General features: G+C 64.0%; 18 protein-coding genes and 1 pseudogene. 7 read left to right on the top strand and 12 right to left on the bottom strand.

Annotated features, from left to right (window positions below):
- Positions 1–4: 4 nt before the first annotated feature.
- The 4 genes from ABT23_RS00890 to nosZ all read right to left on the bottom strand — a co-directional run bounded on the left by ABT23_RS00890 (position 5) and on the right by nosZ (position 6901).
- Complete coding sequence (locus tag ABT23_RS00890; RefSeq protein ID WP_296629811.1) at positions 5–943, bottom strand: ABC transporter ATP-binding protein; 939 nt, start codon at positions 941–943, stop codon at positions 5–7.
- Entirely contained in the window at positions 918–2123 is a 1206-nt protein-coding gene (locus tag ABT23_RS00885) for a nitrous oxide reductase family maturation protein NosD (RefSeq protein WP_296629809.1), read from the bottom strand. The genes ABT23_RS00890 and ABT23_RS00885 overlap by 26 nt, the downstream gene beginning before the upstream one ends.
- On the bottom strand, positions 2105–4816 hold the full coding sequence (locus ABT23_RS00880) for a 4Fe-4S binding protein (protein ID WP_296629808.1): 2712 nt from the start codon (positions 4814–4816) through the stop codon (positions 2105–2107). Before ABT23_RS00880 ends, ABT23_RS00885 begins: the two co-directional genes overlap by 19 nt.
- 117 nt (positions 4817–4933) lie before the next feature.
- Positions 4934–6901 carry a TAT-dependent nitrous-oxide reductase gene (gene nosZ, locus ABT23_RS00875; RefSeq protein WP_296629805.1) on the bottom strand — a complete coding sequence of 656 codons (1968 nt, stop codon included), beginning with the start codon at positions 6899–6901 and terminating at the stop codon, positions 4934–4936.
- 349 nt (positions 6902–7250) lie between these two features.
- Between nosZ and ABT23_RS00870 the strand changes: the two genes are divergently transcribed.
- Positions 7251–9173, top strand: coding sequence for a type IV pili methyl-accepting chemotaxis transducer N-terminal domain-containing protein (locus ABT23_RS00870; RefSeq protein WP_296629803.1), 1923 nt, complete (start codon positions 7251–7253; stop codon positions 9171–9173).
- Positions 9170–9829 (top strand): two-component system response regulator NarL, encoded by a 660-nt coding sequence (gene narL, locus ABT23_RS00865; protein WP_296629802.1) that lies wholly within the window; start codon positions 9170–9172, stop codon positions 9827–9829. The genes ABT23_RS00870 and narL overlap by 4 nt, the downstream gene beginning before the upstream one ends.
- Before the next feature lie 89 nt (positions 9830–9918).
- Here the strand turns inward: narL and hflX are convergent, their stop codons facing one another.
- The 8 genes and pseudogenes from hflX to ABT23_RS00825 form a co-directional block, all read right to left on the bottom strand.
- The gene (hflX, locus tag ABT23_RS00860) at positions 9919–11319 is read right to left on the bottom strand and encodes a GTPase HflX (protein ID WP_296629800.1); all 1401 of its coding nucleotides are present in this window, start codon (positions 11317–11319) and stop codon (positions 9919–9921) included.
- Between the two features lie 102 nt (positions 11320–11421).
- The gene (hypE, locus tag ABT23_RS00855; protein ID WP_296629799.1) at positions 11422–12426 is read right to left on the bottom strand and encodes a hydrogenase expression/formation protein HypE; all 1005 of its coding nucleotides are present in this window, start codon (positions 12424–12426) and stop codon (positions 11422–11424) included.
- A gap of 9 nt (positions 12427–12435) precedes the next feature.
- On the bottom strand, positions 12436–14661 hold the full coding sequence (gene hypF / locus ABT23_RS00850; RefSeq protein ID WP_296629797.1) for a carbamoyltransferase HypF: 2226 nt from the start codon (positions 14659–14661) through the stop codon (positions 12436–12438).
- Positions 14654–15364: a hydrogenase formation protein HypD gene (gene hypD, locus ABT23_RS00845; RefSeq protein WP_296629796.1), complete on the bottom strand. Its 711-nt coding sequence runs from the start codon at positions 15362–15364 to the stop codon at positions 14654–14656. The genes hypF and hypD overlap by 8 nt, the downstream gene beginning before the upstream one ends.
- 92 nt (positions 15365–15456) lie before the next feature.
- Positions 15457–15687 (bottom strand): annotated as a pseudogene (locus ABT23_RS00840) (hydrogenase formation protein HypD); the annotation flags it as partial.
- Positions 15688–15752: 65 nt separating this feature from the next.
- Positions 15753–16559 (bottom strand): hydrogenase nickel incorporation protein HypB, encoded by an 807-nt coding sequence (gene hypB / locus ABT23_RS00835; protein ID WP_296629794.1) that lies wholly within the window; start codon positions 16557–16559, stop codon positions 15753–15755.
- Between the two features lie 17 nt (positions 16560–16576).
- On the bottom strand, positions 16577–16945 hold the full coding sequence (locus tag ABT23_RS00830; RefSeq protein WP_296629793.1) for a hydrogenase maturation nickel metallochaperone HypA: 369 nt from the start codon (positions 16943–16945) through the stop codon (positions 16577–16579).
- Entirely contained in the window at positions 16938–17183 is a 246-nt protein-coding gene (locus ABT23_RS00825; RefSeq protein ID WP_296629792.1) for a HypC/HybG/HupF family hydrogenase formation chaperone, read from the bottom strand. Before ABT23_RS00825 ends, ABT23_RS00830 begins: the two co-directional genes overlap by 8 nt.
- 150 nt (positions 17184–17333) lie before the next feature.
- Here ABT23_RS00825 and ABT23_RS00820 point away from each other — a divergent pair, with 150 nt between their 5' ends.
- The 5 genes from ABT23_RS00820 to ABT23_RS00800 all read left to right on the top strand — a co-directional run bounded on the left by ABT23_RS00820 (position 17334) and on the right by ABT23_RS00800 (position 21362).
- Entirely contained in the window at positions 17334–17807 is a 474-nt protein-coding gene (locus tag ABT23_RS00820; protein ID WP_296629791.1) for a HyaD/HybD family hydrogenase maturation endopeptidase, read from the top strand.
- On the top strand, positions 17797–18207 hold the full coding sequence (locus tag ABT23_RS00815) for a hydrogenase expression/formation protein (protein WP_296629790.1): 411 nt from the start codon (positions 17797–17799) through the stop codon (positions 18205–18207). The genes ABT23_RS00820 and ABT23_RS00815 overlap by 11 nt, the downstream gene beginning before the upstream one ends.
- Before the next feature lie 44 nt (positions 18208–18251).
- Positions 18252–19331, top strand: a complete 1080-nt coding sequence (locus tag ABT23_RS00810; RefSeq protein ID WP_296629788.1) for a hydrogenase small subunit — start codon at positions 18252–18254, stop codon at positions 19329–19331.
- Positions 19332–19333: 2 nt separating this feature from the next.
- Positions 19334–19993 (top strand): hypothetical protein, encoded by a 660-nt coding sequence (locus tag ABT23_RS00805; protein ID WP_296629787.1) that lies wholly within the window; start codon positions 19334–19336, stop codon positions 19991–19993.
- A 106-nt stretch (positions 19994–20099) separates the two neighbouring features.
- On the top strand, positions 20100–21362 hold the full coding sequence (locus ABT23_RS00800; protein WP_296629785.1) for a (Fe-S)-binding protein: 1263 nt from the start codon (positions 20100–20102) through the stop codon (positions 21360–21362).
- Positions 21363–21366: the final 4 nt, after the last annotated feature.

Here is a 21366-nt window from a genome sequence, read left to right as displayed (position 1 = left end):
CCTCTCAGTCCGAAAAGCCGAAGAACACATCTTCGAGCGAAGGCTCGCGTACCGTCAGGTCGCGGACGCGGCCGTCCAGCCGGGCGAGCGCCTCGATCACCGCCATCTTCGCTTCGCGCCGGCAGCGCACCTTCACGTGATCATCGTGCGCCTCGATCGCCTCCACCTGCAGATGGGAAAGCGCGGCGCGCACCGCCTCGAAATCCTCCTTCGAGACGCGCACGCTGAACCACAGCGGCAGGTCCACCTGTTCACGCAGGTCCTGCACCGTCCCGCGGGCCTGCACCTTGCCGGCGGCCATGATCGCAATGCGATCCACCCGTTCCTGGATCTCGGCGAGGATGTGGGAGGTGATGACCGTCGTCACGCCTTCGCTTCTGAGCTGGCGCAGCGTCGCGTAGAAACTGCGGATCGCTTCCGGATCGAGGCCCGTGGTGGGCTCGTCGAGAAACAGGATACGCGGCTTGCCGAGCAGGGCCTGGGCGAAGCCGAGACGCTGGCGCATGCCTTTGGAGTATTCGCGTACGCGCCGTTTGGCTGCGTGCGCAAGACCCACGCGTTCGAGCGTCGGGCCCGCTTCTGCCGGCGAGACACCTTTCAGCCTGGCGAAGAACCAGAGCGTCTCGAGTCCGGTGAGATTGTCATAGAGCACCACGTTCTCCGGCAGATAGCCGACCGTGCGCCGTACGGCACGAAAGTCGCGGCCGGTGACGAGCGCGCCGCCGATGCGGATGTCGCCCGCGGTGGTGGGGGTGAGGCCCAGCATCATCTTGAACAGCGTGCTCTTGCCGGCGCCGTTGTGCCCGATGAGGCCGAACAGTTCGCCGGAACGGATGTCGAGGTCGACGCCGTCGACCGCGCGGATGTTTCCGTAGTGCTTGCGCACCCCCTGTGCGACGATCAGGGGTGCGCCGGCGTCATTGGGGGGAAGGGAAGAGGCCACGCCATTTTCTCCAGTCGGGGTTGTGCGGCTGCATCCGCGGTTGGGGATCGACGATGCTGGTGGCGCGCAGTAGCGGGAACTGCTGGCTGACCATGCGCAGCGTCTGTACGGCCGGGCTGGCCAGCAGCAGCTTCATCATCGGGTGGCGCCAGGACAGGTAGTCGACCATGTCGTTCGCCTCGTAGGGCACATCGCCGATGCCGTCGCCGTTGCGGTCCCACCCCACATAGTTGCTCCAGTAGTTGCCGGACCAGATCTCGTCCCGGCTGGCCACGTACTTGATCTGGGTGCGGTTCTGGATGAAGTCGTTGCCTGTCGCCTTGTTGTGGTAAGAGCCCGCCCACAGGTGGATGCCGACGGTGTTGTCCATCACCAGATTGTTGCGGATGGTGTTGTACTCGGCATCGTAGATGAAAAAGCCGCGGGCATTGCCGGCGACGACGTTACCTTCGATCACCGAATCCTGGAGCGTGCGCAGCATGATGCCGTGGTCGGAATTGCCCCAGGCGCGATTGTTCCGCACCACCTGGTTGCGCGCCATCATCAGCGCGAGACCGCCGCGGTTGTGGTACGAGTCGTTGCCTTCCCATACGTTGTCGTTGGAGTTCATGTAGTGGGTGCCGTAGCGCGAATTGTGGATGCGGTTGTTGCGGAACAGCGCGTGATTCGACACATCCACGTAGATGCCGTCGCGGACGAAGCTGATCTGGTTGCCGACGATCTGCGCGCCCTCGGTGTGGTAGAGCTCGATGCCATTGCCGCGGCGGGCCGACTGGTAATCGCGTTTGCCGGTGATCACGTTGTTGAGGATCTGCACGTTCTGCACCGATTCGATCCAGAGGCCGAATAGATTGTAGGTCAGGTCGCAGTTGCGCACGATCGCGCGATGCGCGCCCGGCTGGATGTAGATGCCGGCATTCTGGTCGAGCAGGCTGTCGCCGGAATCGCGCACGATCAGCCCATCGATGACGACATCCTCGGCGGTGATGCGGATGGTGTCGCCCTTGTGGCCGCCGCTCAGCGTGGGCCGGTCGATGCCTTTCAGCGTCAGCGGCTTGTCGATCCGCAGGTTTTCCCGGTACAGGCCACGCTCCACGCGCACTTCGTCGCCGGGGTGGGCCTGGGCAATGGCCGCGCCGATGGACTCGCCCGCGTGCACCGTCAGGACGTCGGCGCGCACCAGGCCCGCCAGGCATGCCAGCATGCCCGCCAGAACGGGCCATACGATCGGTCTGGTTGCAGCGCCGGCAGGCCTTGCAGGACATCCAGTATGCCTGCGCCCTTCATGATCAGGAACAGGGTGGCAGCGATGAGCAGGTTCTTGAAGGCCACGTAGGCGGCCATGTCGGCCCAGGAGGCCGGGCGCAGGTTGCGCCCCCACCACGGGCCATCCTTGACGTAGGGCTTGCAGCGCATACGCACCACCAGCTCGTAGGCGCTCCAGCCCAGCCACCAACCGAGCACGATGCCGGGGCCGATCTGACCGGCGGCGCCGAGCACCCACACCCAGGTCACCAGCACGGTCAGCGCGAACGTGGTCGCCTGCAGCAGGACCGGCTGCTGGAAGACCTTGCGGCTCCAGGGGAACAGATGGTCGAAGAATTCCTGCCCGATGAAGGCGGGCAGGCTCGGCCGCTCCGCGGCCGCCGGCGTGGGACGGGCGGAAACCGGCACGATGGGAATGTAGTAGCCGTCCGCGCCGATCGCGGTCAGCGGCTCGCCGGCCTTGGTGCGGCGCTTGCGTTCCTTGGCCAGCGGCGGGCAGGCATGGGTGTCGTAATAGAGGACCTGGCAGTCGAGGCACAACAGGCATTCGCGCTGGTCGATGCGGCCGGCGTCGTCGATCGCCTGCGAGCCGCAGCCCACCTGGCACGCCGCGCACGGCCCGCACTCCGCCTTGCGCTTGAGTCCCCACCAGCGGAATGTCGAAGGCACCGCGAGCGCCGCGCCCAACGGGCACAGGTATTTGCAGAATGGGCGTTCAAAGAAAGCCGACGCGACGATCAGGACGGTCCAGAACGTCACGAAAGGCCAGGAGCGGTTCCACACGCCGACCAGGAAGGTGGTCTTGAACGGCTCGACTTCGGCGAGCTTTTCCGCCCATCCCATGGAATAGAAGGACACGGCGAGCAGGATGGTAAAAATGCCGTATTTGATCCATTTCAGCCGATCATGCCAATTCTGCGGCAGCAGGTGGCGCTGGTAGCGCTTCAGCCCCAGCTTGCCGGCCACATGGTAGACCAGTTCGGCGAGCGATCCGTAGGGGCACATCCAGCCGCAGAACATCCCGCGTCCCCAGAAGAACGTGGTGACGATGATGAAAATCCAGAACAGGAAGACGAACGGATCGGACAGGAACAGTTCCCAGCGCCACTCGAACAGGATGGCATGGAACCAGGTCAGCACCTGGGTGATCGACGGCACGGCCAGCAGGTAGAAGCCGACGAAGCCGATCGATGAGACCCACAGCAGGTAGCGCGGAATTTCCTTCCAGCGTGTGTCCTTCATGGTGGAGCGCCGGACCAGCTTGTCGCGCAACGCATAGACGGTGCCCGCAGCGATCAGCCACAGCAGAAACAGCACGACCTCGACCTTGCGCGATTTCCAGACCTTGACCCAGGTCGCCTCCGGCTTGACGACTTCCGGGCGACCGCCTTCCAGATAGCGGGCGGGCAGCCAGTATTCCTTGTCAAAGTTGGCGAAAGTCTTGGCGCCGGTCTGCCGGTCCATCTTGTTGGCCAGGTACACGAGGCTCCAGGGATAGGCCGCACTGAAGGACGGCGAGCGGATGATGAAGATGGCCGACTCCCTGTAGGGCGGGGCGCCGGCGGCCTCGATGCCGTACAGGTTGAGGTAATCCAGATCGCGGAAGGTGAAGGAATCGATGTCCTGGGACACCAGCACGCGGTCATAGATGCCGCCGCGCACGAAGCCTGAGCCCTTGAAGGACCCCGTGCCGTTGGCGATCAGGAAAATCGCATGCTCGCCCGGCTTGAGCTTGGACATCAGAGAGGCGTAGCCATGCTCACCCAGCACACTGCGCCCGATCGTCGGCTCGTTGAGATAGCCGAAATAGATGTCGATGTAGGGTTGCCCCGCGGGCCCCTGGCCGATTTCGTCCGCCTTGACCTTGAGTTCCTGGACGCTGCCTTCGTCGAGCAGCGCCTGCCAGTCCAGCGTGCCCGGGATGTCCTTGAATTTCGCCTGGGGCCGGATCGTAGGCTTGACGATGCCCACCTGTCGGGCGACTTCGAGGCCGCTGCGCAGGATGACCTGGTTTTCAGCGATCACCGTCACCGTGGCGCCGGAGATCGCGTCGACGCCGATCATGCCTTCGCCCGGCCGGGAGGTGCCCACTTCGATCTTGTCGCCGACGAACTTGCCGAGGTATTGCTTGACGAACTTGGTGAGCTGCGACTCCGGAATGCCCACCAGCAGGATGGGTTCGGAGTGCTTCAGAACCCGGACACCGGTGATGATGCCCTTGGTATCCATGCCGATCAGCGTCACCACCGGCTTGCCCGAGTAGGCCGGGATGTCGACGACGTCGGTGGACAGGAATACGTAGCCGATCAGCTTGCGGTCGTCTTTCCCGTCATGCTTGTCTTTCTCGTCGCCATGATCGTCCTTCCCGTCATGCTTGTCTTTGCGGCTCTGGTAGGCCTCGACATAGGCCGGTTTGCCCATGCGCTTGGAAAAGCTGTCGGCGCCAGGCATCACGTCCTTGCAGGGTACGTACGCGCACAGGTCGGGATCGGTGGACAGTTGCACCGGCAACGGCGCCTCGTAGCTGCCGGCGACAGCCAGCCCGGGGGCGCAGTAAAAACAGAGTATCGCCAGGAAACAGGCGATAGGGCGGGCTAGATAATCCATGAAAAACACCGCAAATGTCTGAACATCACCTGGAACACGCATTTTGCCCGCCGGCCAGCCGGCGGCCTTGCGATCTGGTCGTCCGTTCCGCCCAGGGGAGCGGAACGGAGCAATCGGTCAAGCCTCGACCAGCATGCGGCTGCGCATCTCCAGGTGCAGTGCATGACAGAAATTGGTGCAGTAGCACCAGTAAACGCCCGGCTTGTCGGCAACGAAGGTGACCGACTTGGTCTCCTGCGGGTTGACGATGAACTGGATGTCGTACTTGGGAATGGCGAAACCGTGCGTCAGATCCTCGACCTTGTCGTGGTTGGTCAGGATGATGGTCACCTCGTCGCCTTTCTTGACCTTGAACTCCCGCAGGCTGAAGGTCGGCGCCTGGCTGGTGAGCTTGATGGTCACCTTCCTGCCGTTGCGGAAGACGCCCGAATCCTTGGGATCCTTCACCGCCAGCGGGAAGTCGTCCATGTTGTAGATCTGGCGCGTCTTGATGATGTCGCGGCGGATGATGATGGAATCGTGCGGCTCCGAATACACCGAGTGATCGGCTACCAGCTTCATTTTGTCGCCGCTGATATCGATCAGCTGGGCAGTCTCGGCGTGCAGCGGCCCCACGGGCAGGAAGCGATCCTTGGAAAACTTGTTGTCGGAAATGAAGAAGCGGCCATCCGATTCCTTGGTTTCACCCATTGACGTGAAGCCGTGGCCCGGCTGGTAATGCACGTCGATGCGGTCAAGTACCACCTTGGCATTCTTGTCACCCTTGTATGCCTTGATCGCGGCTTCCACGTTCCACTTCACGATCTGGCTGTCGAGGAAGAGGGTGGTGTAGGCGTTACCCTTGTTGTCGAAACCGGTGTGCAGCGGCCCGAGGCCGATCTCGGGTTCGGCAACCACGGCGTCGCGGGGGTTGGCCAGGCCGCCATCGAACCACTTCAGTACCAGGGCATGCTCGATGACCGAGGCCGTCGGCGAAAGCTTGCCCGAACAGGCGTAGTACTTGCCGTCCGGGCTGATGTTCACGCCGTGGGGATTCTTCGGGATCGGCACATAGCACGTCAGCGCGGTCTTGGGGTCCTGGTTGGCCGCCTTGGTGCCGTCGACGACGGGCACCTTGGATCCGGCGATGTACCGCACCTTGCCTGCCTTCACGGCCTCTTCGATGCGGGCAATGTTGAAGAACAGGCAGTCGTCCATTTCCGCCGCCATCATGTCCTCGTAATGGAGCCCCATCTCGGTGTTGTACTGGTTGGTCGCGGCAAGCTTGCCGTCATAGGAACTGGCCACCAGGTCGCAGTTGCCGTCGATCAGCACCTGCCAGCGCACCTCCATGGAATTGGAGTCGACGCAGGTAAATATCGATTTGTACTTGCTGCCGTCCTCCAGGTCGCGCCCGTCGTTGGGCAGCGGAATCGAGAACTCGCCGCCGCAGAACACGCGGGTGGTGTGGTTGACGTTGGAGTCGACCGGGTCGCGCTTGTCGGGGAAGGTGCCGTGAAAGCCCTGGACATTGGGCAGCTCGGTGATCTTGTCGGTCTCCATGGTGTCCATGCGGATGCGCGCGAGACGGCCGTGGATCTTGTCGTTCACGAACAGGTACTTGCCGTCGTAGGTGCCGTCGGTATAGGACGGGTGGACGTGGTGCGTGTCGCCGGTGGTGTACTTGGGCGTGCCGTTGGGCTTGGTGCCGAGGATCGCCTTCGATTCGTTGGTCACGCCCCAACCGACCAGGGCGTCCATGTTGTAGACCGGGATGCGCTTCAACTCGCGCCCGGACGGGATGCCGTAGATGCGGCACTCGCCCGAATGCCCGCCGCTGGAAAACGCATAGTATTCATCGAGCTGTCCCGGCGGGACTTCGTATTTGCTGTAATCGACACCGCTCCCGGCCTGGGCCGCGGGGGCGCCCGCGCCAGCGCCTTCACCCGTCGCCGGCGCCGATTTCTTGTTGCATGCAGACAGGCCCAGCGAAAGCCCTGCGCCGGAAAGTCCGACCAGGGCGGCGGTATTCATGAATTTTCGGCGACCCAGATCGGGCTGGGTGTCGGATAGTTTGCTATCGTCCTGCGTATGGTCCTGTGTCATGTCGTGGTGCTCCCCGTCCTGAAAATAATCGGCACGTTCACTCGGATTGGCGCAAGGCAATCCGAATCGCTCGAATCCGGCAGGCGGCCATTCCGGCTGCTTGCCGCTGCGACAAAATGTCGCATTTGGAATCTAGCATATAAAGAAAATACGATCTCTAGGTCCGTAAATATTGATTTCAATCACGGTGTTGCCAGCCGATGGCGCCGGCTAAAAGATGTATGGCGAAAGATTGTTAAGTCCATGTTTTCACAACAAATCGGGAAATCGTTGCTAGCATGATCATGGATAAATGGTACTTTCGAGGTACCTCTTTATTTTCGGGTGCCCGATCGGCCCCAAGGCGGATATGAGCGAAAAACGTGGCTTCCTGCAGCATTCGCTGCTGCTGAAACTGGGCGGCGCCCTGGCGCTGATCGCCTGTTTCGCCATCCTCGGCATGGCCAGCTCGGGGATCATCGCAGAATCGGTGCAGGGCAGCGGCGAAGCGATCAACCTCGCAGGCAGCCTGCGCATGCAGACCTACAGGATGAGCAGCCTCGCACTCTCGGCCAGACAGTCGGGCGGCGGGAATGCCGCCATCCAGCTCGGCGATGCGATCGACACGTTCGAATCCACCCTGGCCGACCCCCGCATCACGGAATTGATGCCGCGACAGGCCGAAACCGAGCTCTCGCGCAGCTATGCGACCGTGCTACAGGCCTGGCAGAAAATGAAACCGCGGTTCAAGGCGGAAGTGGGGGGTAGCGCGTCTGCCATGACAAACCAGGTCCCGCTGATCGCGGAGGTCAATTACTTCGTCGACCAGATCGATCACCTGGTCAAGCAGATCGAACGCGATACCGAGGCGAAAATCCTGGTCCTGCGCATGGTGCTCGGCGCCGCCTTGCTGATGACGCTGCTGGTTGGCTCGCTCACGCTGTATCTGGCACGCAACGACCTGATCCTGCCCCTGCGCGACCTGCTGTCGTTTGCGGCCAATGTCGGCCAGGGCAACCTCGCGGTGCGTACCGAGCACACCGGCAGCGACGAGCTCGGACGGCTGGGGCAGGCCTTCAACCACATGGCCGAGGATCTTTCCAGGATGTATCAGAACCTGGAAGCGCGGGTGGAAGAAAAGACTGCCGAGCTCACCATCGCCAACCGTTCGCTGGAATTGCTCTATCACTCCATCGCCCGGCTCTACAACGGGCCGGTGGCGGCGAACACCTATGCCATCCTGCTGAACGATCTGGAGAATGTCCTCGGCGTTGGACACGGGCTCGCCTGTCTGGTGGAGGCCGGCGAGACACGTGCGCGCGTGATCGCCAGTACGCTGCGTCCGGACGGCGGCGATCCCAATCAGTGCGGTCTGACGAGTTGCGCGGAATGCCTTGCCCACCAAACGCTGGCCGTCCATGCGCTGCCAGATGGTCGTCGCATGCTGACGTTGCCGCTCAAGGATACCGAGCATCATTATGGCGTGTTGCAACTGGAGATGCCTCCGGGCAAGGAGCTGGCGCAATGGCAGACCCAGCTGCTCGAGGCCTTGTCGCGCCATATCGGCATCGCCATCGGCACCGCGCGCCGTACCGAGCAGACTCGCCGGCTGTCGCTGCTGGAAGAGCGTGCCGCGCTGGCGCGCGAACTGCACGATTCGCTGGCGCAATCGCTCGCCTACATGAAAATCCAGGTCAGCCGGCTGAAGCCATTGTTGCCTGCCGCGGACCCGGCATTGCAGCCCGGCGCAGGCAGCGAAGCCAACGAAGTGCTGGCCGAACTGCGAGAAGGCCTCAACAGCGCCTACCGCCAGTTGCGCGAACTCCTCACCACGTTCCGTCTACGTATCGAAGGAGAAGGCCTGGGTGCCGCCCTGCAGGACACCGTGAATGAATTCACTGCCCGCGGCGGCATTCCGATCACGCTGGACGTCCATCTGGCCGGCTGTACACTCACGCCCAACGAAGAAATCCACGCCCTGCAGATCGTGCGCGAGGCGCTTTCCAATGTGCTTCACCATGCCCGGGCGCACCAGGCGGAAATCAGCGTGCACTGCAACAGCGACGGGTCGGTGTCGGCGATCGTGACCGATGACGGCATCGGCGTCCACCAGGCAGCGGGAGCCCATCATTACGGGATGACGATCATGGAAGAGCGGGCCAGAAACCTGGGCGGCCAGTTGAGCGTCGAGAACCTTCCTGCCGCCGGCACCCGTGTCACCCTGCACTTCATGCCAACCGCGCGGCGCGACATCCTTTCTTTGCCTACTGAACAATTTCCCCCTTCCCTATGAATCCGTCCGATACCCACACCATCCTGGTCGTCGACGATCACCCCCTGTTCCGCAAGGGCGTGATCCAACTGATCCAGGCCACCCCCGAATTCCGCTTTGTCGGTGAAGCCCCCAGCGGCAAGGAAGGCATCCAGCTCGCACAGCGCCTGCATCCCGACATGATCCTGCTCGACCTCAACATGAAGGACATGAACGGCGTCGACGTCCTGAAGGCGATCAAGGAGGAAGGCTCCGATTCCCGCGTCATCATGCTCACCGTGTCGGACCAGGCGGAGGATCTGATGGCGGCGCTGCAGGCCGGCGCCGACGGTTATCTGCTGAAGGACATGGAACCGGAGGATCTGATGCAGAAGCTGGTCGAGGCTGCGCACGGCAAGATCACCATCAGCGAGCGCCTGACCCAGTTGCTGGTCGCTTCGCTGCGCGAGAAAAGCCGCCCCACCAGCCTTGCCGAAGCCGGCCTGACCGAGCAGGAAAGCCGCATCCTCGACCATCTGGCCGGCGGCAAGAGCAACAAGCTGATCGCCCGCGACATGAATATCGCCGAAGGCACGGTGAAGGTCCACGTCAAGCACCTGCTGAAGAAGCTCAACCTGCGTTCGCGGGTGGAAGCGGCCGTGTGGGCGGATCGCTGTCGCAGGCAGGTCAAATCCTGACAGCTGTCGGTTTCCTCAGCCGAAGGAAGTGGGTTTGAGAGTGATCGGTGTGGGTGTGCAAACGGTGAGCGGTTCGATAAGGCGATCTCTCAATGCGTCTGACCAAGCTGCTCGCGCAGACTATCCAGGGCTGCCTGCTCGCCCCGCACGCTGAAGAACGCACCTTCAGCGTCGGCACGCTCGGCCAGGACCTCGCAACGCGCGAATATGCTTCCGCGCAGTTGCTGGGCCGACCAGGGCAGGAACAGCTCGGCCTCGACCAGGTCACGCTGGAAAAAGGCAACGATCGCCTGATGTAGTTTCGCGACGTCGTCGGGACGGCGCGCACTCATCACGATGCAGCCTGGATACGCGGCGCGCAGCGCGGCTTCGCGTTCGGCCTGTGCCGCCACATCGCCGACGTGGTCGATCTTGTTGAAAATCCGGATGCGTGGCACGTCCTGCGCCTCGATCTCGTCCAGCACGTGCTCGGTGGTCTCGATCTGCCGTTCGAATCCCGGGTCGCTGGCGTCGATGACGTGAAGCAGCAGCGAGGCATCCAGTGCCTCTTCCAACGTGGACCTGAATGACGCGACCAGTCCGTGTGGCAGGTTCTTGATGAAACCGACCGTATCGCTGACAAGCACGCGCGGGACGCTCTCGGGGAACAGGGTGCGCACGGTGGTGTCGAGCGTGGCGAAGAGCTTGTTGGCGACCAGCACTTCGCTGCCCGTGAGTGCGCGCATCAAGGTGGACTTGCCTGCGTTGGTGTAGCCGACCAGCGCCACGCTGGCGAGTCCCTGGTGCGCCTGTCGCCGCGCACGCTGCGTCTTGCGGTCGGCGTCCATCGCCGCGATCTCCTTCTGCAGCTCGGCGATGCGGTCGCGGATCTTGCGCTTGTCCAGTTCGGTGTGCGACTCGCCGGCCCCGCGTCCGCCGACGCCGCTGCGTTGCCGCCCTTGCGGCCCGGCGAGCTTCGCCGCCTCGCGCAGGCGCGGCGCCAGGTAGCCCAGACGCGCGATTTCCACCTGCGCGCGCGCAGCGGGGGAACGTGCGTTGCGGTGAAAGATCTCGAGAATGACCATGGTGCGATCCATCACCTGGCAGCCGACTTCGTTTTCGAGATGGCGCGCCTGCGACGGGGAAATCTCGTGGTCGACGAAGATGACGTCGATCGGGTCGGGCGAGACCGGCGCTTCGTCGTCCATTCCCTCGACAACCGTGTCGAGGCGATACAAGGGGTTCAGCGAACGAGCGTCGGGCTCGGTTTCGCTATCCGGTTTGCCCTGGACAAAATGGTGGATCTCCCGCCGCTTGCCCACGCCCAGATAGGCCGTCGAGTCGAAGCCGGACCGTTTTTGCGTGAACGTACGGGTAACCGTGAAGCCCAGTGTCTTGGCCAGTTCGCGCAGCTCGGCCAGCGAGGCTTCAAACTCCATGTCGCTCACCCCTGGGAGCTGAACCGACGCCACGACGGCGTACTGAGGGGCTTCTTGGACTTCTTTTTGCATGCGGCCTGGTTTCCAGAGGGTGAGCGAAGCCGGGCATTATCCGTCAATGCAATCGGCACGGGCGCTGAAACTGTATTTGGCGTGACGTGTCGACGCCACCGTTCAGCAGATCCGTGGTAGCGGATCGTCTTCCAGTTCGTCCAGCACGCGCCGGCCGCCAAGACCGGTTTCCAGGATCACGCGTCCGCCGCCTGTTTCGACACGACCGATGATGCAGGCGTCCCGCCCTTCCGGCAGGGCGTGCCAACGGGCGAGTACGTCGTCGGCTGCGAAGGGGTCGACGACGGCGACGACCCGGCCTTCGCAGGCCAGGAAATACGGGTCATAGCCCAGCATTTCACAGACCGATACGACTTCCGGGCGCAGCGGTACCGCGTTCTGGTCGAGCGTCACGCTGTGGCCGCTGGCGCGTGCGATTTCGTGGGCCACCGTGGCGAGTCCGCCGCGCGTCGGGTCGCGCATGAACTTGAGATCGGGAAAATCGCGCACCGCGCGCGTCAGCGGCAACACCGAGGCCGAATCGGAGCGTAGCTCGCCGGACAGGCCGAACTGCTCGCGTGCCAGCATCACCGCGATGCCGTGATCGCCGACCGGGCCGGACACCAGCACCACGTCGTCCGGCGCGATGCGGTCCATCGCCAGCCGGGTGGACGCGCGCCGCACACCGATGCCGGCAACGGAGAGATACAGGCCGCTGCCTTCGCCCCGGCGCACCACCTTGGTGTCGCCGGCCACGACGACGACATGGTTCTGTCGCGCAGCCCGCGCGAAGCTGGAGATGTAGCGATCGAGCGCGCCGATTTCCAGTCCTTCCTCGATGAGCGCGGACACGGTGAAATAAAGCGGATCGGCCCCGGCCACCGCCAGGTCGTTGACCACGCCATGCACGGCGAGTGAGCCGATGTCGCCGCCGGGAAATTCAAGCGGCTCGACGGTGAAGCCGTCGGTGGTGACCATGAGCTCGCCGTTCACGTGCGGCAGCGTGACGGCATCGGCGTCGGTGTCGAGCAGCGGGTTGCCGAGATGGCGTGCAAAAACGTCGGTGATGAGTTCGCGCATCAGGCGGCCGCCGTTGCCGTGTGCGAGAAGGATGCGGGTGTCGTCCATGGCGTGTCTTTATTGGTGGAGGAGTTCGATGACCTGGCCGAAGCTTAACCCGGCATCGTTGACGGGGACATGCTGGGGCAGATGAGCGCTGAAGCCTGCGCGCTCAAGCAGGCCGATCGCGGCTTCCGCAAGCACGCGGTTCTGGAACACGCCACCGGTGAGGCCGACCGACCGGATGCCGGTTTGCGTGCGCAACTGTTGCGCCTGTTCGACCAGCGCCTGCGCCAGACTCAGATGAAAGCGGGCTGTGCGCTCGGCGGGCGGCCGGGTCGTGTCGCCGAGCATGGGCAGCAGCGGCGCCCAGTCGGTACGCCATAGGCCGAGCGGGTCGCGCGCGAGCGGCAGTTCGACGGCATCGCCGGTGGAGGTGGCCGCGGCCGCTTCCAGCCGCATCGGCGCCTCGCCTTCGAAGCTGGCGTGGGTGCAGACGCCGCACAAGACCGCAGCGGCATCGAACAGGCGCCCGACGGCGGAACTGGCCGGGCTGTTGAGCCGGGCCGACCATGCCTGATGCAGGGGTTCGGGCGCAAAGGGTGCCGGCTGGCCCGTTTCCCACAGCAGTGCTGCCGCGGCGCGCCACGGTTCGCGCCCGGCCTTGTCGCCGCCAGGCAGGCGAAATGTTCGCATCGAAGCGGCACGCTGCCAGCGTCCGGGTGCGCCGGTGAAGGCCTCGCCACCCCACAGCGTGCCGTCCTCGCCGAGGCCGACGCCATCCCACGCAAACACGATCCAGTCGGCGACATCCGGGAATTCCCAGGCCAGCGCGGATGCATGGGCGTGGTGATGCCAGACCTCGAACACCGGCAAGCCGCCGGCGCGGGCGTAACGGCGCGTGCCGTAGCCAGGATGGCGGTCGACGATCAGGCGTGTTGCCCGCACCTGATACAGGCCTTGCAAATCGGACGCCACCTGCGCCAGCGTGTCCTGGCTGCGTGCGGTGCCGAGTTCGCCGATATGCGGCGAGATGATGGCGCGCGATCCCCAGGCGAGGCAGAGTGTGTTCTTCATGTGGCTGCCGAGCGCCAGCACGGGTTCGGGCAAGGGAGCAGGCAGTCCGAGTTCCAGCGGCGCATTGCCGCGTCCCAGGCGCAGCGGCCGCGGCGCGCCGGCGATGGGACGGTACACGGGATCGTCGGCCGGCCGTACGATGGGGCGATCGTGGTGCAGGAACGCGTCGGCAAGGTGGGCAAGCCGGGTTTGCGCTTCGTGGTTGTCGGTCAGCACCGGTTCGCCGGAGAGGTTGCCGGACGTCGCCACCAGCGGCCCGCCGAAATCGGCCAGCAGCAGGTCGTGCAGCGGCGAGTAGGGCAGAAGGCAGCCGATTTCCGCGAGGCCGGGTGCGATGAGATTGCTCAGTCCGGATTCAGCCCGTTTCGGTAGCAGCACGATGGGGCGTTGGGCCGACGCCACGAAATCCGCCCGTTCCGGTGTCATGTGCACGGCACGGCGCATGGCGTCGGGGTTGCGGAACATCACCGCCAGCGGTTTGGTCGGGCGCGACTTGCGTGCACGCAGTGAAGCGACGGCGTCATCGTTCGCGGCATCGCACATCAAGTGGTAACCGCCGACGCCTTTCACCGCGACGGTTTTTCCGGACTGCAGCGCGGCGACGGCTGCGGCCAGTGCAGCCTCGTCGCCGTCGGCTGCCTTGTTCCCCGAGACGAACTGCAGGTGGGGGCCGCACGCCGGGCAGGCGATGGGTTCGGCATGAAAGCGGCGGTCGAGCGGGTTTCCGTATTCCTGCCGGCAATCCGGGCACAGCGTGAAATCGTGCATCGCCGTATTGGGCCGGTCGTAGGGCAGGGCGGTGATCAGCGTGTAGCGCGGCCCGCACTGGGTGCAGTTGACGAAGGGGTAGCGATGGCGGCGGTTGGCCGGGTCGTGCAGTTCGGCCAGGCAGTCCGCACAGACAAAACCATCGGCCGGCACATGAATGTCGGCCGCGTTCCGGGACTCACTGTCGAGAATGGAGAATGCGTGTGCCGCTTCGGGCGGGCAGTTTTCACTGGCCAGTTTGGCGGGCGCCGACAAGGGCGGTGCATCGTTCAGCAAAGCGTCGCTGAATCGCTGGAGTTGTGCGGGCAGTCCCTCCGCATGGATTTCCACTGCACCGTTGGCGTTGCGCACCCAGCCGGTGATGCCATGCCGATGGGCGAGCCGATAGACGAAGGGCCGGAAGCCTACGCCCTGAACCCTGCCGCTGATCGTGATGAAGCGGGCGACGCGTTCAGGCATCGGCGGCTACGCGCACGCCGCCTGCCCACCAGATGCGGCAGGCGCCTTCGTCCGACACCATGCAGGGGCCGACCGGATTGCGCGGGGTGCAGGCCTTGCCGTAGATGCGGCACTGGTTGGGGTAGATCTTGCCGAGCACCACTTGCGCGCAATCGCAGCCGGGCGGCATTTCGCCGGCGCGGCGGCGGTCGGGGTCGGTGTGGTCGGGAAACAGCAGGCGTGCGTCGTGTTGTGCAAAGGCAGGCTTCAGCGCGTAGCCGGAGTTTGGAATGATGCCGATGCCGCGCCAGTTGGCGTCGACGACCGCGAGCGTGTGGTCAAGCAGACGGCGGCCGGTCGGGTTGCCGCCTGGATGGGCGACTTCGCGATAGCAGTTGTCGAGAAAGCGCTCGCCGGTCTTCAGCTGGCGCAGTACGGAATAAAACGAGGCGAGCAGCGACTCCGTGCCGAAGCCGGCCACTGCGGCGGGAATCTCGTACCGGTCGATGACGAAAGACCATTCCTCCGGCCCCATGACCGTGGAGACATGGCCGGGCGCGACCAGCGCGTCGAAGCCGGGGCTACCGGAGTCGAGCAGCATCGCGACCGCCGGCCAGGTGAGCCGTCCGGACAGCAGGATGCTGAGGTTGTCGGGAATCCCTTCGGCCAGCATAGCCGCGGTCGGTGCAGTGGTGGTCTCGAAGCCGGCGGCGAAGAACACCACCGGGCGATCGGGGTTTTGTCTTGCGCGATCCGGCGCGCATCGAGCGGGCTGGCGATCGGACGGATATCGGCGCCGGCGGCCTGTGCCTCGGCCAGCGAGCGCACCTCGCCTTTTTTGACATTGACCGGCACCCGCAGCATGTCGCCGAACGCAACCAGGATGACCTTGTCCTGCAACGCCAGCTGGATTGCCTGGTAGACGTCCTCCTCCGGGCATACGCACACCGGACAGCCGGGACCCGGCACCAGCTCCAGCCACGCCGGCAGGGCGCCGCGCATGCCCGCGTGGGTGATCGAACGCTCGTGACCGCCGCACACGTTCATGATCTTGATCGGGCGGTCGAATTCGAAGGCGTGGATCTTGTCCAGCCAGACGCGGGACTCGTTCATCAGGCCGTGGCCTTGTGATATTTCATGCCGTCGCTCTGGATCGCCGGGCGGCGAGATTGTCCGATGGCGACGCGGGCGCGTTGGGCGGCGAGCTGTTCGTGCAACCAGGTCAGCCAGGCGTCCATGCCCATGCCCTTGCGTGCCGACAGGCGCATGACCGGCGCAGGATTGGCGAGATTGCGCAGGTGTGTCTCGGCCTGGTCCGGGTCGAAATCGTCGAGTACCGCCAGCAGATCGGTCTTGGTCAACAACATGGCATCGGCGGCGCGGAACATCACCGGATACTTGGCCGGCTTGTCGTCCCCCTCGGTGACCGAGAGCAAGGTGACGTTGAGGTGCTGGCCGAGGTCGAAGCTCGCCGGGCACACCAGGTTGCCGACGTTCTCGATGAACAGGATGTCGACGCCGTCGAGCGTCATGTGGTGCAGTGCGTCGTGCACCAGATGCGCGTCGAGGTGGCACGCGGTGCCGGTGACGATCTGGTGCGCCTGCACACCTTTCGCGCGGATGCGCTCGGCGTCGTTCTCGGTTTCGAGATCGCCCTCGATCACTGCGCAGGTGAATTCGTCCTTCAGCGCGGTCAGCGTCGCTTCCAGCAGCGCGGTCTTACCGGATCCGGGTGAGGACATCAGGTTGATCGCAAGGATGGCGCGGCGGTCGAAATGTTCGCGGTTGTGTGCAGCCTGATCGTCGTTCTTCGCGAGGAGGCCCTTGAGCACCGAGACCGCAGTCGCGCCCTTGGCGACGGGCTTGAACGCGAGGTGTTGGTTGCCGGGGGTGAGGTTGCAGCCGCAGGTATCACACATTTTTCAGAGGCCAGGAGTCAGGTTTCAAGGGGCAGGGCGGGCGCCGTTTCGAGCTCGACGCTTTCCAGCAGCAGTTCGTTGCCGGATAGGATCCGGGTATGCCAGTCGCCACAGGCACCGCAGAGCAGGCGGTTCATCGCGGCCTCGGTCTCGGCGCCGCAGGTCTGGCAATGCACCCGGATCGGCGCATGGGTGAATTCGAGTTCGGCGTGTTCCATGCGGCTGCCGGCCGCCGCGAGCGGAAAAGCCGTGGCCAGCAGATCAGGCACGACGCCGGCCAGGGGACCGATGCACACGCGGATCAGGGTGGCACGGCTCGCCTGATGCTGATCGATCACGGCATCCACCTGTTCGACGAGCGCCTGGGCGACGGCCAGTTCATGCACCCCCCACCTCCTGGGCTTGGCCCTCCAGGATCTGGTCGAGCAATTCCCACGTGGTGCGGGCGTCGGATTCGGCGATTTTCTGGATCGCATAGCCGACGTGCACCATGACGAAATCACCGATTGCGGGCGGCTCATCCTGCATCATGAACAGGCTGACGTCGCGCCACACGCCCTTGGCCTGGCAGCGGGCAGTGAAGCCTTCGATCGATTCGATCTGCATCGGAATGGCGAGACACATGGGCGGCAATCAAAATCTACACTCGAACCAGTATATGTGATTTGCCGGCCCTCTGCCGGATCCGAAATATTACAAAATAATGATGGAGAATCAGAAGCTTGAGCGAATTACTTGGTTGTTATTCTAATTTTAGGCTGGTAGATTGAATCAATGAAAACGCTCGTGCTCGGGATCGGCAACACCCTGCTTACCGACGAAGGCATTGGCATTCATGTTTTGCAGGCACTCGAGCCCGAACTGGCAAATTGGTCCGATGTGACCCTGCTCGATGGCGGCACGCTTTCGTTCACCCTGGCAGGACCGATCGAGGAAGCCGATGCGTTGATCGTCGTCGATGCCGCGAATATCAAATCGAAACCAGGCGACTGGACATTGCTGGAGGGGGAGGAGATGGACGCATTCCTGATGAGCAATCGCAAGGCCTCGGTGCACGAGGTGGGGCTGACCGATCTGCGCGCCATCGCCATTCTGGCGGGGCACTGGCCCGAGAAGCGCGCCATGTTGGCGATCCAGCCGCAGACCATCGACTGGGGCGAGCATCCTACCCCTGCCGTCGCCACCGCCATTTCCCCTGCCTGTACAGCGATCCGTGACCTGATCCGGACATGGCACCATGTCGCTTGATGCCATTCCCATACACGTCGTCCCGCCGGGTGAACCGGGCCTGACCGGCAATGCGCCGCCCCTCCTGCGCGAATTGCTCGAGATGGTGCGACGCCTGCTCGCGACCGGCGAAGCGTCCGCCATCGATCTGTCTGCATTGCCGCTGACGCCTGCCGACCTGGACTGGCTGCGCGACAAGCTCGGCGCCGGTGAAATCAGCGTCACCCTGCAGGCCAATGGCGAATCCACTCTGAACGAAACAGCATGCCCCGGCGTGTGGTGGGTCATGCATCACAACGAACAGGGCGCGGTGACGTCGCAATTCATCGAAGTGGCATTCGTTCCCGATCTGGTCAAGGCCCATCCCCAGGATGTGGAAATTGGATCGGGATATCTTGAACTGCTGGTATCCGACTTCTAAGGTGTAGGGAGCGCGGGAATGTTTCTTGTCAGGAGGCACGCATCATGCAGGGTCCGTTGATCGATACGCTTGCGCGGCGGGGAGTGACCCGCCGTACCTTTCTCAAGTATTGCGCGACGCTGGCCTCCATGATGGCCCTGCCGCCGACGGCGGGCCGCGCCATGGCCGAGGCGATGGCGGCGGCGCGACGGCCATCGGTGATCTGGCTGCCGTTCCAGGAATGCACCGGCTGTACCGAATCGATCACGCGTTCGCACTCCCCGACCATCGAAGGCATGATCTTCGACATGATCTCGCTGGACTACCAGGAAACGCTGATGGCCGCCGCCGGCCACCAGGCCGAGGAAGCGCTGCATACCGCGATGAAGGACAACGCAGGCAAGTATCTGCTGATCGTCGACGGCTCGATCCCGCTGGGTCAGGACGGCGCCTACTCCTGCATCGGCGGACGCTCCAACGTGGACATCCTGAAGGAGGCGGCCGCTGGTGCAGCCGCCGTCATCGCCGTCGGCTCCTGCGCCTCCTTCGGCGGCATCCCGAAGGCCAACCCGAATCCGACCGGCGCGGTCTCGGTGTCCGACCTCGTCAAGGACAAACCCATCGTCAACATTCCCGGCTGTCCTCCCATCCCGGTGGTGATGACCGGCGTGCTGGCGCACTATCTCACCTTCGGCAGCCTGCCCGAGCTCGACGACAAGGGCCGGCCCAAGTCCTTCTTCGGCGAGACCATCCACGACCGCTGCTACCGCCGCCCGTTCTACGACCAGGGCAAGTTCGCCAAGACCTTCGACGACGAAGGCGCGCGCCAGGGCTGGTGCCTGTTCGAGCTCGGCTGCAAGGGGCCGGTGACGCATAACGCCTGCGCCACGGTGAAATGGAACGGCGGCACCTCGTGGCCGGTGGAATCGGGGCATGGCTGCCTGGGTTGTTCCGAACCGGATTTCTGGGACGGCGGCGGTTTCTACAAGGCGCTGTCGGCGCCGGCCGACCCTCTCAAGTTTGCCGCTGTCGCCGCGGTCGTGGGCGCCGGTGCCGGGGTGGCGGTCAGCGTCGCCAACCGGGTCAAGAAAAGCGCCGCCAAGGCGACGCATGAGACCACCACGCTGGCCGACCTGGAGAAATAGGCATGACTGATCTGCAATTTCTGACCTGGACCCGGGGGCCGGGCCTCGACATCGCCGTCGGCATCTTCCTCCTGGGCGTGCTGTGGCGCCTGATCGAGATCTACACGCTCGGCCGCAAGAAGGATCTCGCCGCGCCACGCCACGCTGCAGGCGCGTCCGGTCTTCATACCGTGTTCCGGCGCTCGCTGCCGCCGCCCGGCATGCTGAAGCGTTCGCCGGTCAGCTATGTCGGCGGCTATATCTTCCACATCGGGCTGGCGATCATCGTGTTCCTGGGCGCCCCGCACATCCTGTTGATCGAGAACCTTGTCGGGCTGTCGTGGCCTGCGCTGCCTTCGCAGTTCATCGGGCTGACGGCCGTGGTGACGATGGCGGCGATGGTGGTGATGCTGGCCGACCGCATCAACAAGCCGGTCAAGCGCTTTCTCAGCACCTTCGAGGACTGGTTCACCTGGGCGGTGACCTTCCTGCCGGTGCTGACGGGCTGGATGGCGACGCAGCACCTGCTGCTGCCCTACACCCAGATGCTGGCGCTGCACATCCTCTCCGCGGAAATCCTGCTCGTGGTGCTGCCGTTCTCCAAGCTGTTCCATGGCTTCACGCTGTTCGGCTCGCGCTGGTACAACGGCCGGGTCAATGCGCATAAGGGGGTGCCGGTATGAGCAGGGAGCAGGGGCCAAGCCTGGCGGGGATGCGACCGGCCGCGAATGCCGGCAGCGATCGACACGATAGCCTCGGAATAATTGAACTATTCAAGGAGGAAGCGGTATGAGCGCCTCACTCGAAAAAGGCATCCACGCCCTCAAGGAAGTCATCGACGCGCCCATTGCCAGCTATTTCGAAAGCTGCGTGCACTGCGGCCTGTGCGCCGAGGCCTGTCTGTTCCACACCGAGACCGGCGATCCGAAATACACGCCGATCCACAAGCTGGAGCCGCTACGCCGCGTCTACGAGCAGGAATACACGCTGCTCGGGCGGCTGAAGAAAATGGTCGGCCTGTCGAAGCCGGTGACCGACGCCGAGCTCGACCAGTGGCAGGAATTGGTCTACGACAGTTGCACGCTGTGCGGCCGCTGCTCGCTGGTCTGTCCGGTGGGCAACGACATCGTCTACATGGTGCGCAAGTTCCGCGAAGGCATGGCGGTGTCGGGCCATGTCCCCGACGGCATCCGGAGCGCGACCAAGCGTACGGTCGAGCTCGGGGGGCCGATGGGCCTGAAGTGGCCGGCGGTCGCCAATGTGCTCAAGCACGTTGAAGAGAACACTGGCTTGAAGATCCCCGTCGACCAGTCCGGTGCCGACTACCTGGTGCTGCTGTCGTCGATGGAGATCGTCAACTATCCAGAATACATCGAAGCATTGGCAAAGATCTTCCACAAGGCGGGCATCAGCTTCACGCTCGCCTCCGACGCCTACGAGGCGACCAACGCCGGCATCCAGATCGGCAGTTCCGACCTGGCCAAGGTGATCGTCACGCGCATCGTCGACGCCGCCGAGAAACTTAAGGTGAAGAACGTGCTGTCGCCCGAATGCGGCCATGCCTACATGGCGATCCGCTGGGAGGGGCCCAACCTGGTTGGCCGTCCCTTCGGCTTCAATGTCGTGCATGTGCTGGAACTGCTCGACGAACTGCGCCAGAAGGGCGTATTGAAGATGAAGGACAAGCTGAAGGATCCGCTCATCCTGCACGACCCCTGTCAGATCGTGCGTCGCGGCGGCGTGCTGCAGGCGCCCGAGCCGCTGATCCAGCAGGTCGCGGAGAACTACATCCCGATCGCCGACAAGCAGAAGTTGAACTGGTGCTGTGGCGGCGGCGGCGGCGCTTCCGCGATCCACACCGAGGAGGCGGAAGCGCTGCGCGCCAAGGCTTTCCGCATCAAGAAGCGCCAGATCGAGGAGGCGGGCGTCGACACCATGGTGACATTCTGCGCCAACTGCCGCATCACGATCGAGGAAGGCTTCGACCATTACGAAATGAATACCAAACTGCTCGGCCTGACCGAGCTGCTGGCGGAACACCTGGAGGCCTGAACAC

Source organism: Thiobacillus sp. SCN 63-57 (assembly GCF_001725555.1).
GTDB lineage: Bacteria > Pseudomonadota > Gammaproteobacteria > Burkholderiales > Thiobacillaceae > Thiobacillus.
This window is presented reverse-complemented; position numbering and strand designations above follow the sequence as displayed.

Bases quoted from the DNA above. Each gene is read 5' to 3' on its own strand.
- hypB (WP_296629794.1), bottom strand. From the start codon at position 16,559: ATGTGTGATACCTGCGGCTGCAACCTCACCCCCGGCAACCAACACCTC.
- hflX (WP_296629800.1), bottom strand. From the start codon at position 11,319: ATGCAAAAAGAAGTCCAAGAAGCCCCTCAGTACGCCGTCGTGGCGTCG.
- ABT23_RS00880 (WP_296629808.1), bottom strand. From the start codon at position 4,816: ATGGATTATCTAGCCCGCCCTATCGCCTGTTTCCTGGCGATACTCTGT.
- ABT23_RS00870 (WP_296629803.1), top strand. From the start codon at position 7,251: ATGAGCGAAAAACGTGGCTTCCTGCAGCATTCGCTGCTGCTGAAACTG.
- ABT23_RS00805 (WP_296629787.1), top strand. From the start codon at position 19,334: ATGACTGATCTGCAATTTCTGACCTGGACCCGGGGGCCGGGCCTCGAC.
- hypF (WP_296629797.1), bottom strand. From the start codon at position 14,661: ATGCCTGAACGCGTCGCCCGCTTCATCACGATCAGCGGCAGGGTTCAG.
- narL (WP_296629802.1), top strand. From the start codon at position 9,170: ATGAATCCGTCCGATACCCACACCATCCTGGTCGTCGACGATCACCCC.
- ABT23_RS00825 (WP_296629792.1), bottom strand. From the start codon at position 17,183: ATGTGTCTCGCCATTCCGATGCAGATCGAATCGATCGAAGGCTTCACT.
- ABT23_RS00815 (WP_296629790.1), top strand. From the start codon at position 17,797: ATGTCGCTTGATGCCATTCCCATACACGTCGTCCCGCCGGGTGAACCG.
- ABT23_RS00810 (WP_296629788.1), top strand. From the start codon at position 18,252: ATGCAGGGTCCGTTGATCGATACGCTTGCGCGGCGGGGAGTGACCCGC.
- ABT23_RS00820 (WP_296629791.1), top strand. From the start codon at position 17,334: ATGAAAACGCTCGTGCTCGGGATCGGCAACACCCTGCTTACCGACGAA.
- nosZ (WP_296629805.1), bottom strand. From the start codon at position 6,901: ATGACACAGGACCATACGCAGGACGATAGCAAACTATCCGACACCCAG.
- hypE (WP_296629799.1), bottom strand. From the start codon at position 12,426: ATGGACGACACCCGCATCCTTCTCGCACACGGCAACGGCGGCCGCCTG.
- ABT23_RS00800 (WP_296629785.1), top strand. From the start codon at position 20,100: ATGAGCGCCTCACTCGAAAAAGGCATCCACGCCCTCAAGGAAGTCATC.